Source organism: Pseudomonas brassicacearum subsp. neoaurantiaca, assembly GCF_013608025.1.
Lineage (GTDB): Bacteria > Pseudomonadota > Gammaproteobacteria > Pseudomonadales > Pseudomonadaceae > Aquipseudomonas.
This window is the reverse complement of record NZ_VDLV01000064.1, coordinates 254,053-269,235: the sequence shown is the minus strand read 5'-3', so window position 1 is coordinate 269,235 and position 15,183 is coordinate 254,053. Positions and strand designations below refer to the sequence as shown.

Below are 15,183 nucleotides of genomic sequence, written 5' to 3'. Positions count from 1 at the left end.
ATCAGTTCGTTGTCTGGCGCAGCAGCATGGTGCCGTCGCGCTGGGTAAATTCAAGTTTGTTCAGGGCGCTCATGCCCAATAGCACTTGCGTGCCACCCAGGCCGGGCGCCACCAGGGCACGGACATCACGCAAGACGATGTCACCCAATTGCAGCCGGTCGATGCGGGTGCGGTAGCCCTCGCTCACACCGTTGGCGGTACTCAACGTCACGCCGAAACCTTTCTCCAGCTTGAGGCGTTCGGCCAGCTCCGACGGAATCGCCACATCAGTGGCACCGGTGTCGAGCATGAAGTCCACTGGCTGGCCGTTGATCTGGCCGCTGGCGACGAAATGCCCCTGCCGGTTGCCGACCAGCTTCACCTCGATAAAACCTTCGCCCCTTTGCGAGTACACCTCGGTATTGGGGTTTTGCTGGCGTTGTTCCCATTGGGCAAAAAACCGCGTCGCCAGAAACAACGCCGCGCACCAGGCCAGGATCATCAACACCCGGCCGGCACGCTTACCCGGCGGCGACTGGCTCACGGCGAGGCGCTCCAGCCACCGTCTGGCGCGGCGAAGCGCCAGATGACTGGCCGCTGCTCGCCATCGGCACGGGCGCCATCGTTATTGTCCAGGCCGATCCACGCGCCGGCGGCGTCCACCACCAGTGCTTCGGCCAGCCCGTAGGGCTGGGGATAACGGCGCTTGTCTTGCAGGGCCTCGGCTGCGAACGACCAGCAACGCTCGATCTGGGCAGTCTGTGGGTCGCGCCGGCAGATCTGATAGGCGTTTCGCTCCAGGGTAAACAGCTTGCCGTCGAACAATGACAGATCGGCGAAGTCCCGGGAAACCGCCTTGGCCTTGGGAAATTGCGGCGGCTGCATCTCCTGCCCCGCCTCACTGAGCAGCACACAATTGCCATCGCAATCCCACACCGTTTGCTGGCGTTTGATCAACAGCAGGCCACGGCGTTCACGCTCGGCCGCCAGCCAGAGGTGGTCGCCGGCCGGGTTGACAGCAAGGCCTTCAAACAGCGCATTGAAATGCAACAGCATGCCACTGCCCCGCGCCTGGCGGATCATCGTCGGGGCGATTTTCAACCACGATGCAGCGCCTGTCGGCGGTATCTGCAACACGGCGGCATTGGACTCGCTGACCACATAGCGATTACCCGCGCTGTCGCAACTGATGCCTTCGAAATCCAGCTCGCCCCCACGAACAAACGACGCGGCCCAAGTGCGAGACCTCAAGCCCCACGGCAAATCGTTATCCGGCACCGGCGGCACCTGGATATCGACTGTTTCAGCCTGCCAGACCGGTACGTCGCTGGGTTTGAGGCGATAGATCCGGTCGTCGTCGCGGTCGGACACCGTCCACATCTCATTGCCGCACAACGCCAAGCCGGACAAATTGCCGCCGCGCATGCCATCGACGGCATGTTCGGACAACAGTTTCAGCTCCGGCGCGGGCCCTGCGACCACAACCCCCGCCCACAGCAACAACGCCAGGGCGAACCCCTTGCGCATCAGGCCAGGACCTCGGCCAGGTCGCCCTTGGATTCGAGCCAGGACTTGCGGTCGCCGGCGCGTTTCTTGGCCAACAGCATGTCCATCATTTCCGAGGTTGCGGCAAAATCATCCAGGGTCAGCTGCACCAGGCGACGTGTGTTCGGATCCATGGTGGTTTCGCGCAACTGCGGCGGGTTCATTTCGCCCAGCCCTTTGAATCGAGTGACCTGCGGTTTACCGCGTTTCTTCTCGGCTACCAGGCGATCCAGGATGCCGTCGCGCTCGGCTTCGTCCAGGGCGTAGTAGATTTCCTTGCCAAGGTCGATGCGGTACAGCGGCGGCATCGCCACATACACATGGCCGGCATCCACCAGCGGGCGGAAATGCTGGACGAACAAGGCGCAGAGCAACGTGGCGATGTGCAAGCCGTCGGAGTCGGCGTCGGCGAGGATGCAGATCTTGCCGTAGCGCAACTGGCTCATGTCCTCGGCGCCCGGATCGACACCGATGGCCACCGCGATGTTATGCACTTCCTGGCTGGCCAGCACTTCGCTGCCGTCCACTTCCCAGGTGTTGAGGATCTTGCCGCGCAACGGCAGGATCGCCTGGAACTCCTTGTCCCGCGCCTGCTTGGCCGAGCCACCGGCGGAGTCACCTTCCACCAGGAACAACTCGGAACGCATCGGGTCCTGCCCGGCGCAATCGGCGAGCTTGCCCGGCAGCGCCGGCCCCTGGGTGATGCGCTTGCGCTCGACTTTCTTGCTGGCCTTGAGACGACGGCCGGCGTTGTTGATCGCCAGCTCCGCCAGGGCCAGGCCGGTTTCCGGATTGGCATTGAGCCAGAGGCTGAACGCGTCCTTGACCACGCCGGACACGAAGGCCGCTGCCTCGCGGGACGACAGGCGTTCCTTGGTCTGGCCGGAGAATTGCGGTTCCTGCATCTTCATCGACAGGACGAAAGCAATGCGCTCCCAGACGTCTTCCGGCGCCAGTTTCACGCCACGGGGCAGCAGGTTGCGGAACTCGCAGAACTCGCGCATCGCGTCGAGCAAGCCTTGGCGCAAGCCGTTGACATGGGTGCCGCCCTGGGCCGTGGGGATCAGGTTGACGTAGCTTTCCTGGACGCTTTCGCCACCTTCGGGCAGCCACAACAGCGCCCAATCCACGGCTTCCTTGTTACCGGCCAGACTGCCGCAGAACGGCTCGTTGGGCAGGCGCTCGAAATCGTTGACCGCGTCCACTAGGTAAGAACGCAGGCCGTCTTCGTAATGCCACTCGACTTTCTCGCCAGTGGCCTTGTCCTCGAAACTGACCAATAGCCCCGGGCACAACACGGCCTTGGCCTTGAGCACGTGCTTGAGGCGGCTGACGGAAAACTTCGGTGAATCGAAATACTTCGGGTCCGGGGCGAAATACACGCTGGTCCCGGTGTTGCGCTTGCCGACGGTGCCGACCACTTCCAGCTCGGTGGCCTTGTAGCCATCGGCGAAGGTCATCTGGTATTCGTTGCCATCACGCTTGACCCGCACACGCACCTGGGTCGACAGGGCGTTGACCACGGAAATACCCACCCCGTGCAGACCGCCGGAGAACTGGTAGTTCTTGTTGGAAAACTTGCCGCCAGCGTGGAGCTTGGTAAGGATCAGCTCGACGCCCGACACGCCCTCTTCAGGGTGAATGTCCACCGGCATGCCGCGGCCGTCATCGCTGACTTCCAGCGAGTGATCGGCGTGCAGGATGACCTGCACCGACTTGGCGTGCCCGGCCAAGGCTTCGTCGACGCTGTTGTCGATGACTTCCTGGGCGAGGTGGTTCGGCCGACTGGTGTCGGTGTACATGCCGGGGCGCTTGCGCACCGGGTCGAGGCCCGAGAGGACTTCGATGGCGTCTGCGTTATAAGAGCTAGCGCTGGGAGTGGCCATGGGGTCTCGTCGTCAGTGTTCAATGAAAAAGGGGCGATGGCTCACAGCGACGTGAAGTCGATCGCCTGGTACAAATCGGCGCCAATGCCGGCAAAACTCAACAGCGCCGGCAACTGTTGGGCAAACCCTTGAAAACTGTGGTCGCCGCCGGCCTGGATGCGCAAGGCACAGGCACGGTAATACTGCTGGGCGTGGCGATAATCCAGCGTTTCGTCCCCGGTTTGCAACCATACCTGATACCGCTGCGGATCCCGGGGCGCCGGCACTTCCAGCTCGGCCAGGGCCGTCACGTGGTCGTGGGTCAATTCCCAGGTTTCGTCGGTGTACAAATTCTTCTGCGTGCCCAGGTAGCCGTCGAACATCCGATGCGGGCTGACGGCCGGGTTGACCAGCAGGGCCTTGAGCCCGTGGCGCTCGGCCAAGTGAGTCGCATAGTAGCCGCCGAGCGAGCTGCCGACCAGCAGCGGTCGTCCCAGTTCTGCAATCGCCTGCTCCAGTTGACGGATGGCCTGGCGAGGGTGGTGATGCAACGCGGGCACCTGTAGCTGGTCGCTGAGGCCAAGGCGTGTCATCACGTCAACCAGCTGGCAGGCTTTGGTCGATGCTGGCGCGCTGTTGAAGCCATGGATATAAAGGATCGAACCCGACATTGCCGACTCCCTGGGTGTTGGGCAAAGGCCGGAGTTTACAGGGAGTTCGAGGAGGTTTGGGGGTGTTTTGAATAACATTCCGCCTTTGTGGCGAGGGAGCTTGCTCCCGCTGGGCTACGCAGTAGCCCCTCCACCAACAACACCCCTTCTGACTGACAGAACGCGGTGGATGGTTTTGGGCCTGCTTCGCAGGCCAGCGGGAGCAAGCTCCCTCGCCACAAGTGCTTTGTTAGCTGTTAAATCTTCACAGTCTCGGCTCGGCGATATCCAACGCCCGATTCGCCAGCAACTCACCGAGCTCGATCATCTGCTGGACTCCCAAGGCGAAATGCCGGCGCGAGCCTTCCAGATCGAAGGCCAGGTCACCGAGCATGGCGTTGGCTGAGGCAAGGGTTTCGCTGAGATTGGCCAGGAGGGTTTCGGTGTCTGCGCTCTTTGCGACAGTGAACAATTGGACCGAGGATTGTTTCTTTTTGGTTTGAGGCTTGGGGTCGAGATAGAGGTCGATGGTGCGCTTGGCGGCTTCGTCGAGTATCGGGGGAATCTGGCTGACTTCGGGAGAAATGGAATCTTTTTTTGTTGGCCCAGAGTTATCTTCAGACATGTTGGCGCTCCACTAGGATTGAAATTACGCCCTCTTACTTTCAGGTTTCCAGGCCCGGCCGCTGAATTTGCAGCGACGGAAAAAGACTAGCGACAACCCTTCCCACCCGGCAACCGCCAGAGCTCGTCGGAAAAATCTGTCACAGCCCGAAGGATTGTCCGACCATTCCCACAATCCTGGTCGGCTGTCAGGCCGCCTTCGCGAGCAAGCCCGCTCCCACACAGGTTTTTGGTCGTTTATAAGATCAGTGCCCGCCGCCGATCCCTGTGGGAGCGAGCCTGCTCGCGAAAGCGGTGGGTCTGCTTGCATCCATGCTGAATGTGCCGCCGTCTTCGCGAGCAGGCTCGCTCCCACAGGGGAAACGCGGTCCTACCGAGAGCCAGGTCGGCTTTAAGGCCGCCTCGGCTTGGCTTTTGATCTTGAGGCCCCGTTAACCACGATGGCCGAACGCAGGCATTGTGGAGTGGGCAACCCGGCATGGATGCCGGGTTAGCCGCGCAGGGCCATGGATGGCCCATCGCGGCGGGCCCACGGAGCAATGCCTTCGTTCGGGCATGCCGAGTCTAGGCGAGGCACCGAGTGGTGGGGCAAGCCTTTTTTGCTTACTTTTTTTGGCGTCTGAAAAAAAGTGAGTCGCCGTAAGGGCGAAACCCTAAGCCGCCGTGACCGCAGCAACGGATATGTACCCGGTCAAAAACTAGCCACCAAGCCTCACCCCCAACGCCGAGGCTCCCCAACCAACTGCCCCTGCACCCCAAACAACCCCATCTCCCGAATCACCGCCAACTCCCCCTCAGTCTCCACCCGCTCGGCAATCAAAGGCAGGTCGATACTATGGGCAGCACGCTGAATAGCCTCGATGAACAGCCGCTTATCACTCTCCTGATCAATGGCGCGGATGTAGCTGCCATCGATCTTCAGATAGGCCAACCCCAGCCGCGACAAGTTACCGATCATGCTGAACCGCCCACCAAAGCGCTGAAGGCTCAAGGAGAAACCAAGCTCGCGCAACTGCCGGGTCAATTGCTCCAGCACCGCTTGCTCGGGCAGTTGTTCTTCACCAATCTCCAACGTCAGGCGCGACCCAAGGTTGGAGTGCGCCCGCAGGATTTCAAAAACCTTGTTCAGCGCCTGCGGATCGGCCAGCGTGGCGGAAGACAGGTTCAACGCCAGGGACTGCTCATGCCCGGTCATCTGCTTGAGCACTTGTTCGAGCATCAAGCGGTCCAGCCGCGCCGTCCAGCCGAAGCGCTCCAACCACGGCAGGAAACGCCCGGCGGGGATGGTCTGGCCCTGCTCGTCGAGCAGCCGCGAAAGCACTTTGTAATGCAGCACTACCTGGGTGTCCTGGGCAGCCACCACGGGTTGGAAGTACAGCTCGAAACGTTGATTGTTCAAGGCCTGGTCAAGCAGGTTGTGCCAGGCATGATGATCATCGCCGACGCTGGCCGACGCACTGTGATCCAGGCAGGCCCAGCCCGGTTCGCCCTGGCTTTCGGCCTGGGCCAACGCCTGGTCGCCGAGCTGGAGCACTGCTTGCGGCGAGTCACCATGGACGAACGGCGCCAGCCCGATGGAGGCTACCGTTGCCACGTCCGTCGCGCCGGTGGCATGCAGGCTCGCCAACGCTGCTTCGAGATTTTGCGCCAGTTGCAGCGCCTCCTCACGGACCAGCCCGGGCGCCAGCACGGCGAACTCGCCACCGCGAATACGCGTCACCAGATTATGGGTTTCCGGGTAGCGAGCGCATTCACGCGACAACTGCTCGCCCACGGCCTTGAGCAACTGGTCGGTGCGCTGGCCGCCGAGCCGCTGGTTCAGACCAGCGAGGTCCTTGACCCGCAGCAAGAGCAGGTAACCGGAACTGGCCTGCTCGGGATTGCTAACCCGTGCATGCAGCTGCATCTCGAAATAGCGCCGGTTGGCCAAACCGGTGAGATTGTCCTGGTACGACTCGATCCGCAGTTTTTCACTGCGCTCGGCCTGTTCCTGGAACAGCGCCTTTAGCTTCTCGACCATCTGGTTCATCGCCTGCACCACCCGGCGCAGTTCAGGGGTGCGCGGCAGTTCTGGAAGGCTCAAGAACTCGCGCCGCGCGATGGCGTGGGATTGGTGCACCATGTAGTCCAGTGGCTTGAGCTGGCGACGCAGCAGCAAGGCCCCCAGCACCGCGCTCACGGCGCCGCACAGCAATAGCCAGCCCAGGCTGCCCAGGGCGCTCTGCCACAGCTTGGCGAGGGCGAACATCGGGTGGCTGACCACTTCGACCCGCGCCGCCTGCTCCCAACCGCGGCTGACAATCGCGTCACCGCCGGCCGGCTCCAGGCCAATGAGCTTGATGAACCACTGCGGGACACTGCCAGCGTCCGGCGTACCGGTGCGCTCGACCAGGGTCTTGTCGGTGGCCACGTCGACCACGCGGATGCTTGCGTAGTAGCCGCTGTCGAAGATCGAGCTGACCATCAGCTCGACCATCGCCGGGTCGTCGATGTTGGGCGTCAAGGACAGTGCCAGCGCCGTGGCTGCGTCCTGGGCGTGGGAGCGCAACTGGTTGACGTACTGGGTCCGCGAGCTCTCCAGGCTGACCATGAAGCTGCCGCTGAAGGCAACCACCAGGAACAGACAGATAGCGATCAACAGCTGTTTGAACAAGGACATCTGAGCGCGCGCTCCTAGTTAGTCGTCTCGACCGGAAAACCTTCGGCCTGCATTTTCTTCAACACATCCTGCCACCGTGACAGGCGCTTGGTATCACTCACTTTCTTGTTACCCTTGGTGCCTGGCAGCCATAGTCCTTCGGCATTGAAGGAGTAGACCGGTAGCAAGTCGGTTCGCTGGCTGGCCGGCAGGATGCCGTCGATCAGGCTGTCGAGTACCAGCGGCATCGCATCGGGGGTGGCGTAGTAAGTGAGCACCATGTGCGCACGGTTCTGCCGCAAGGCCTTGACGTAGGTGATGCGCAGCTTGTCGCTGGAAACGCCGAGGTGACGCAGGCTGAAGTACTTGGCGATCGCGTAATCCTCGCAATCGCCTGCGCCCTTCCACAGCGCCTGGATCGGGGTCTCCCAGTAATCAACCTCTCGCCACAGGTCGATGTCTTCGACGTAGCGCACCTTCTTGTTGAAAAAAAGGTTAACCACCTTGAGCTGTTCCAATTCCGGAATCTGCTTCTGGGTCGCCAACAGTTGCTGCCATGCATCGATCCGCTGCTGACCTTCACCCAGCGGTCCATATAATGCTTGCGCCCGCCGGCTGATCTGCGCAAAGTCCCAGTCGGCGCGCAGGCCACCCAGCATCAGGCCCGCCAGCAGCAATGCCGAACACAGCCAGCGCAAGAACCTGAGGACTGGGAAAGGTGCAGCCAAGGGAAATACGTCCGAAAAGGGCGGTTGGAAAATTCGTTGGATGGTGAAGCCTGGCCCGGCAAAAAACAATGGCAGGTTGCAATCACCGCAAGCAGACTAAACTCTAGTTCAGGAACCGGCGCCGCGAGATTTTGACGGCTTGGCAATCTGTAACTAATGTTGGCTTGGATCCAATTTTCGTTACTACCAGTCAGGTGTTGTCGTGACACAGAAGCCCAAACCGTTAAGCACTATCCAGGTCAACGGCCCCATTCCCGCAGCCCAGGCACGCTCGATCATCGAAAGCTCCCTGCGCGAGGCCATTCTCGACGGACGCCTGCCCAGTGGCACCGCTGTGCGCCAGCAAGAACTGGCGGACCTGTTCGGCGTCAGCCGCATGCCGGTGCGCGAGGCGTTGCGTCAGCTCGAGGCGCAGTCGTTGCTCACGGTGGTCCAGCACAAGGGTGCCGTCGTGGCGCCGCTGATCACCAGCAACGCAGTCGAGACCTATGCCCTGCGTTCGGTCCTGGAAGGCTTCGCCCTGCGCCTGTCCATTCCGCTGCTCGACGACAACGACTTGACCATGGCCGCCCAATACATCGAACAGCTCGAAGGGCAGACCAGTTATGCCGAGATCGCCAGGCTCAACCGCTTGTTCCACATGTCGCTTTACCACAAGGCGCCCAATACCAAGCTGCTGGACCTCGTCGAGCGTGAACTCAACGAAGAAGAACGCTTCCTGCGTTTTCACCTGTCGTCCATGGGCTTGGGCAAGCTGACCCAGGATGACCATCGCGCGATACTCGCCGCCGCGGCAGCCAAAGATATCGATCAAGCCGTCCGTTTATTGGAAGAGCACCTGGAAAAAGCCTCCGTCACCATGCGTCGGCACCTGGAACGTTAATCGAGTCGCCCTCCAGCGCCGGCCATCTGGCCGGCGCAGTATTTTCTTACACATCCTTCCCATACCCTGGATTGCCTAGCCGCCACGGCCCGGACGCGATTACGTCCCGTCGCGGCATCAGTCCAATGGAACTGCTGTCGATTTGGGCTCACTCTTGCGCTTGTCGATTCAAAAATAGACCTGAAGAAGTCAGCGCCCGGTGGTAGCCAGGCGAATCGAAGCCATTACGCAAGGAGCGTCACCCAACTGGCGGCAGGCCCGGTAGTCCGACCGGCACCCCGCCCTTAAAACACTTACTTCTTAATTTCCTGACTCCTGAAGTGCTCCGAGTGAGGCATTCACTCGAAACATTCGATTCTGATAGTTATAAATCGGAAGGAGCAACTTCACCCCAATAAAACTTAAATCAAAAGTTTTAACCATCCTCTTCGCGCCCAATAAAACAGCAACTTCAAATAACTTAAAAATAACTTGCAGAGCCTTTAAGTCTTGTACTAATTTTTCACTCGTCGATTTGTTATCGAGCATTACAACCCCGACAAAACGCCTCTAGCACCGGCGCAACGACACGAAACGCGCAATAACCAGAAGTATTAAAACCCCATGGACTCCGGTTCAAGCACTTGCTCGCCCCCTGAAAAGAAGACGAGCAACTTCCGGACAAAAATCATTGATGAGGACGTTCCAATGCAGCCAACCAAAGAACAACTATCTCTGAAAAAACACGCACTTGGCCAACACCCTGTTTTTTCCGAAATAACATCAATTGACCTGTTGCGCCGCTTTATGGAAAGTCATGTTTTTGCCGTGTGGGACTTCATGTCCCTGACCAAGCGCCTGCAACGGGAACTGACCTGCGTACATCTGCCGTGGCTGCCACCGGCCGACCCGCACGCTGCGCGACTGATCAACGAAATCGTCCTGGGCGAAGAGTCCGACGACCGCCCCGGCGCGGGCTATTGCAGCCATTTCGAACTGTACCTGGACGCCATGCGGGAGGTCGGCGCGGACACCCGGGCGATCGAACGATTCATCGCCCTGCAGCAAGAAGGCGTCAGCCCCGACACGGCGCTGGACAGCGTCGAAGTCGAGCCCGCCGCCGCGCAATTCGTCCGTCAAACGCTGCACACCGCCCTGCACGCTCCGGCCCACAGTGTCGCCGCCGCGTTCGTGCATGGTCGCGAGAGCGTCATCCCGCAGATGTTCCAGCGCATGTTGGACGCCTGGGGCATCGGCCTGGATCAGGCACCGACGTTTCGGTACTACCTGCAACGGCATATCGAGGTGGACTCCGAAGACCATGGCCCGGCAGCGGAAAAGCTGCTGGCGCGGTTGATCGACGGCGACCCGCAACGCGAGCGCGAGGTCCTGGCCGCCGCCATTGCCGCCGTCCACAGCCGTGCAGCGCTGTGGGACGGCCTGCGTCAGAGCATGGCCCAGCCTGTTGCGCAGGTGGCGCCATGAACGCCATCCAATATCAATCCTTCGCCGACGCCTGGGAAAGCCGCGCCACCATCCGCACCCGACCACGACGCCGGGTCGAAGACGACGACAAGTTGATCTTCCCCATGAGCCGCCAGCCGCTGGTGCACAGCCAGACGTTCCTGAGCCATTGCCCGCAGTTGCGTGATTTCGTCTTGGTGCAGAGCCTCTACAAATTCATCAACGACGTGGTGATCTTCGAGACCGAACTGGTGGACCACACGGCCCGGCGTATCGCCAAGAATCGCTTCGGCATCGAGTTTCCGTTCGCCTGCCGCTACGACGCGATGACGGTGGTGGTGGATGAGGACTATCACGCGCTGGTGGCGATGGACTTCATGCAACAGACCATCGAGATGACCGGCATCACGCCGATCCCGCTGCCGCAGCAGATCGAACTCAGCCGCGCGATCCCCGCCACCCTGGCGCGGGCGCCGGAGCATTTGCTCAGCGCCGTGGAACTGATCTGCATCGCCATCGCCGAGAACACGGTGACCAACGAAGTGGCTGCCTTCGCCCGGGACGATTCGGTCAAGGCCTCGATCAAGGGACTCATGGCCGATCACCTGCTGGATGAGGGCCGGCATTCCGGTTTCTGGACACGACTTGTGCAGATTTACTGGCGCACCGCGCCCGAAGAGGACCACGAGGCGATCGCGGGGCTGATGCCAGGGTTCATCGCCGATTACCTGGCGAGCGATCTGCAGCAGGCGTTCGATTTCGAGCTGATCAGCCACTTGCCTGTCGACGAATCGGTGCGCCAGTCCTTGCGCGAAGACGCCAGTGCGCTGGCTTATCCAATCAATCGTTTCCACCCACTGGTGGGCAACATCACGCGTTTTTTCCGTGGCAGCTCGATGCTCGCGTCCCCCTGCGTGCGGGACGCCCTTGCCGACTACCTGACCCCATGAGGACCTTCCAATGAGACGCCTCGAAATTGCACTGTCTGGCACCAGCCAGGCCTTGGCCGAACTGGCCCGGGAACTTGAAGAGCATGGCCATGGCGTCGTGAAGGCGTCGGCCGGCCACGGCACGTTCGACCTGTTGATCGACGACGGTACGGTGCCGTGCGCCCTTGAGGCCCGTTTTCACCTTCAGGTGCGCGTGGTACTCCAGGCCTTGCCCGGCCACGTGCTGCCACAACCGGTGGTGGTTTTTCGCCATGCGGCACAGCGGTTGTTGCTGCAAGAAGTCATCAGCGCGCAAGGCTGCGGTAATGGTCAATCGTTGCGTCAGCGCACAATCGCGGCAGTGGTCGAGCAGGCCGCACAACTGGTCAGCCGGTTGTCGCGCGATGAGCACTGCTTTGACCAATGGCCGGCGACACCGGACGACGCTGCCGGCCCCGCGCGCGGTCTGGACGTGCTGGAACCGCTGGCCTTCGAACACTGCCTCAATCAGCCGGCGATCCCCTGGCTGCTGGCTGCTGCCGGTGTGCCGGTGATGCACAGCATCGAGCAGCGCATGCTCGATGACGCGACGCAACCTGCCCTGTGGGTCGAGGGCCAAGCCATCGACTACAAATCCTTGCGCGATTCGGTGCTCCGGCTACAGCAGGCCATGCAGGGGAACCTGCGCAAAGCGTCCGATCGCCCGCAGGTAATCGGCGTCTGCCTGCCAAAATCCGCGCCGCTGTACGCGGCCATCCTGGCGGTGCTGGGCTGCGGGGCGGTGTACCTGCCGCTGGACCCGCAACACCCGGCGCAACGTCGGCGCTTCATCCTTGAGAATGCCGGGGCGGATCTGTTGCTCCATGACGGCAACAGCGATCTGGGCGAACTGTCGATACCCACGCTGAACGTCCATCGACTGCCATCGTCGAGGCCGGGTATTCCCGTCTCGACGATTCGCCGGGTCGTGGACATCGACGAACCGGCGGTGGCGATCTACACCTCTGGCACCACAGGCCAGCCCAAAGGCGTCTTGCTCAGCCATCGCAACCTCAGCCATTTCTGCGCCTGGTACAGCGACCACGTCGGACTGCGACGAGACAGCCGCGCATTGCAGTTTTCCACGATCAACTTCGACGCGTCATTACTCGACATCTTGCCGACGTTCATCCAGGGCGGACTGCTGGTCGTGCCCAGCGAAGATCAGCGTCGCGACCCGCAACAACTGGTGGCGCTGATTCGTGAGCAGCGCGTCAGCCACGCCTTCCTTCCGCCTGCGCTGTTGAGCGTCATGCCGCTGGACGCGCCCTTGGGGCTGGCGCACCTGATCACCGGCGGGGATGTCTGCGAGCCTTACGTGATCGAGCGACTGGCGCCGCAGTGCCGGTTCCACAACATTTACGGCCCGACGGAAACCACGGTGCTGGCGACCACCCGGCAATTCGCCGTCGGCGACAACAACCGCAACCTGGGCATGCCTATCGCCAACGGGCAGGTGTTGATTCTCGACGAACAACGGCAACCCGTACCCGATGGCACGCCCGGCGAGTTGTACATCGCCGGGCCCGGTGTCGGCCTGGGGTACCTGAACGATCCGGTGCTGACCGCTAGCCGGTATCTCGACCTGACGCTGCCCACCGGGCGGACGCTGCGGGTCTACCGCACGGGTGATATCGGCCAGTGGACCGACGAGGGGATCGAGCTCTGCGGCCGTCGCGATAACCAAGTGAAGATCCGCGGCTTTCGGGTCGAGCCCGAAGAGATCGAACATTGCCTGCGGGACCGTCAGTTGTTTCGCCAAGTGGCGGTGGGGGTCGATGAGCGACGGCGGATCCTGGCGTTCCTGACAGGGCCCATGGAAGATCAGCCCGGCGCCGCGCTCCAGGCCTTGCGGGCGCATGTGCAAAACACATTGCCCAACTACATGCACCCGGCGGCCTACGTCGAACTGTCCAGCCTGCCTTACACCAGCAACGGCAAGGTGGATCGTCGTGCGCTGCTTGCCACGGCGGGCTCGGTCCAGGCCGGCAGCCAAGGGCGCCAGCCGCAGAACGCCCTGGAAACGCAGCTCCAGCACCTATGGGCCGAGCTGCTGGAATTACCGGTGGAGGACATCGCCACCGACGAAAGTTTCTTCAACCTCGGTGGACATTCGATCCTGCTGTCGCGACTGCTGTTGAGCATCCGCCAGACATTCGGGCGCAGCCTGTCGATCAATCGCTTCATCGAAGCGCCGACGCTGATCACCCTGGCGAAGTTACTCGACAGCCTCGGGCAAAGTGGAACGTCGAACCTCAGTCCGCAGGCGTTCATTGACGCCGAAGCCGAGCTCAACCTCCATCCGTTGCCCATCAGTCAAAGCGGTGACGTGCACAAAGTGATCGTGACCGGCGCCAACAGCTTTCTCGGTGTGCATATCGTCGAGGCATTGCTGGCGTGGGGTGCCACGGAAGTGGCGTGCCTGGTGCGTGAGTCCGCCGAGCAAAGCGCGGCCGAACGTTTCGCCCAGGCCCTGCGGGAAAATCACCTGGAGCATTTGGACCTGAGTCGGGTCAGCGTCTATGCCGCCGACATCACCCAACCACAACTGGGCTTGCCGGACGACATCTACCAGCGCATCGACAGCACTTTCGGCGCGCTGGTGCACAACGCCGCCCACGTCAATCATGTGCTCGACTACGAGTCTCTGGCGCGGGACAACGTCGAGCCGATCTTCGAATGCCTGCGCCTGTGCGAAGGACGCTGCAAGAAGATCTTCAACTTCGTCTCGACGCTGTCGGCCTCCAGTGCCTTGGACGCCGAGGGCCAGGTGCTGGAACTACCGGCGGCCAAGACACCGCCGATCTACATCAAGAATGGCTACAACCTGTCCAAGTGGGTCGGCGAGCGGATCCTGCAACGGGCTCGCGACCTTGGCGTGCGGGTCAATCTTTTCCGTCCCGGCAATATCAGTTTCAACAGCCAGACCGGGGTCTGCCAGCCCCACAAGAACCGCTTGATGCTGATGCTCAAGGGCTCGATCCAGCTCGGCCAAGTGCCGGATCTGTCGCTTAATTTCGACTTGATGCCGGTGGACTTCCTGGCCCGCTTCATCGCCTTCCACGCCAGCCGTTACCAACCCAATCAAGCCGTGTTCAACCTGCACAACCCCGAGCCCCTGAGCTGGGACGCCTATGTCGCGTCGTTTCGCGAGAGCGGGCGGGAATTCTCCCTGGTGAGCGTCGCTGACTGGCAACGGCAATTGGCGCGAGTCGATACCGATAACGCGCTGTTTGGCGTCCTGGGTTTCTACCTCAACGGTTTCGAGGAAGACATCGGCGACATCTCGCTCATCCGCCATGACAACGCCCGGTCCGGCGTACGGCAGATGGGCGCGCGCTACCCGGAAAAATCCCCGGCCCTGCTGCGCCGTGGTGCCGACTACCTCAAGGCCATCGATTTCATCTGAAGCATCCCAACCCAACGCAAGGAGCAAGACCATGAGTGCATTCCAACCCGACACCCTGATCAAGAATCCTCACGCCTGCCATGTCGAAACCTCGGTAGAAGTGTCCGCCGACGCAGCGTCCGTCTGGAAAGTGGTAGGCGACTTTGGCGGTTTCAACCGTTTCATCCCCGCGCTTGAGCGCATCGAAATGACCGGCGACGGCGTGCGATCCCTGCGCAAAAAATTCTTTCGCGATGGACAAAACCTAGTGGTGGAGCAACTCAACAGCCGTGACGACCAAGCCATGCACATGACCTGGACGCTGATCTACAACACCCTGGGCATCGACAACCTCTGGGCAGCGATGCAGGTGGAGCCCTTGGCGAATAACCGCTGCCGCGCGACCTGGACCATCATCGCCGACCACACCGACGCGCATACGCCGTCGGGGTTCCGAGATTTCCTGCAAGGA

Annotated in this window: 12 protein-coding genes; 5 read left to right on the top strand and 7 right to left on the bottom strand. The window is 61.5% G+C overall.

From position 1 onward, the window contains the following. Position 1 precedes the first annotated feature (1 nt). From FHK92_RS27460 to lapG, 7 genes are all read right to left on the bottom strand, one after another. Positions 2 to 523: a retropepsin-like aspartic protease family protein gene (locus FHK92_RS27460; protein WP_181291006.1), complete on the bottom strand. Its 522-nt coding sequence runs from the start codon at positions 521 to 523 to the stop codon at positions 2 to 4. Continuing rightward, the gene (locus FHK92_RS27455) at positions 520 to 1,506 is read right to left on the bottom strand and encodes an esterase-like activity of phytase family protein (RefSeq protein WP_181291004.1); all 987 of its coding nucleotides are present in this window, start codon (positions 1,504 to 1,506) and stop codon (positions 520 to 522) included. Before FHK92_RS27455 ends, FHK92_RS27460 begins: the two co-directional genes overlap by 4 nt. Next, positions 1,506 to 3,410 (bottom strand): DNA topoisomerase IV subunit B, encoded by a 1,905-nt coding sequence (parE, locus tag FHK92_RS27450; RefSeq protein WP_181291002.1) that lies wholly within the window; start codon positions 3,408 to 3,410, stop codon positions 1,506 to 1,508. Before parE ends, FHK92_RS27455 begins: the two co-directional genes overlap by 1 nt. Positions 3,411 to 3,451: 41 nt before the next feature. Further along, complete coding sequence (locus FHK92_RS27445; RefSeq protein ID WP_181291001.1) at positions 3,452 to 4,060, bottom strand: YqiA/YcfP family alpha/beta fold hydrolase; 609 nt, start codon at positions 4,058 to 4,060, stop codon at positions 3,452 to 3,454. Positions 4,061 to 4,304: 244 nt separating this feature from the next. Further along, entirely contained in the window at positions 4,305 to 4,664 is a 360-nt protein-coding gene (locus tag FHK92_RS27440) for a DUF6124 family protein (protein WP_181291000.1), read from the bottom strand. Between the two features lie 711 nt (positions 4,665 to 5,375). Continuing rightward, entirely contained in the window at positions 5,376 to 7,322 is a 1,947-nt protein-coding gene (lapD, locus tag FHK92_RS27435; protein WP_181290998.1) for a cyclic di-GMP receptor LapD, read from the bottom strand. 14 nt (positions 7,323 to 7,336) lie between these two features. Further along, on the bottom strand, positions 7,337 to 8,029 hold the full coding sequence (gene lapG / locus FHK92_RS27430) for a cysteine protease LapG (RefSeq protein WP_181290997.1): 693 nt from the start codon (positions 8,027 to 8,029) through the stop codon (positions 7,337 to 7,339). Between the two features lie 202 nt (positions 8,030 to 8,231). On the opposite strand from lapG, the gene FHK92_RS27425 reads away from it, so the two are divergent. The 5 genes from FHK92_RS27425 to FHK92_RS27405 all read left to right on the top strand — a co-directional run. Further along, a complete protein-coding gene (locus tag FHK92_RS27425) occupies positions 8,232 to 8,912 on the top strand; it encodes a GntR family transcriptional regulator (RefSeq protein ID WP_181290995.1) in 681 nt (226 codons plus the stop codon). A gap of 687 nt (positions 8,913 to 9,599) precedes the next feature. Next, positions 9,600 to 10,376: a DUF3050 domain-containing protein gene (locus FHK92_RS27420; protein WP_181290994.1), complete on the top strand. Its 777-nt coding sequence runs from the start codon at positions 9,600 to 9,602 to the stop codon at positions 10,374 to 10,376. After that, a complete protein-coding gene (locus FHK92_RS27415; RefSeq protein ID WP_181290993.1) occupies positions 10,373 to 11,305 on the top strand; it encodes a diiron oxygenase in 933 nt (310 codons plus the stop codon). Before FHK92_RS27420 ends, FHK92_RS27415 begins: the two co-directional genes overlap by 4 nt. A 10-nt stretch (positions 11,306 to 11,315) precedes the next feature. After that, entirely contained in the window at positions 11,316 to 14,732 is a 3,417-nt protein-coding gene (locus FHK92_RS27410; protein WP_181290991.1) for a non-ribosomal peptide synthetase, read from the top strand. A gap of 31 nt (positions 14,733 to 14,763) precedes the next feature. Further along, on the top strand, positions 14,764 to 15,183 hold a 420-nt coding region (locus FHK92_RS27405), incomplete at its 3' end, for an SRPBCC family protein (protein ID WP_181291043.1).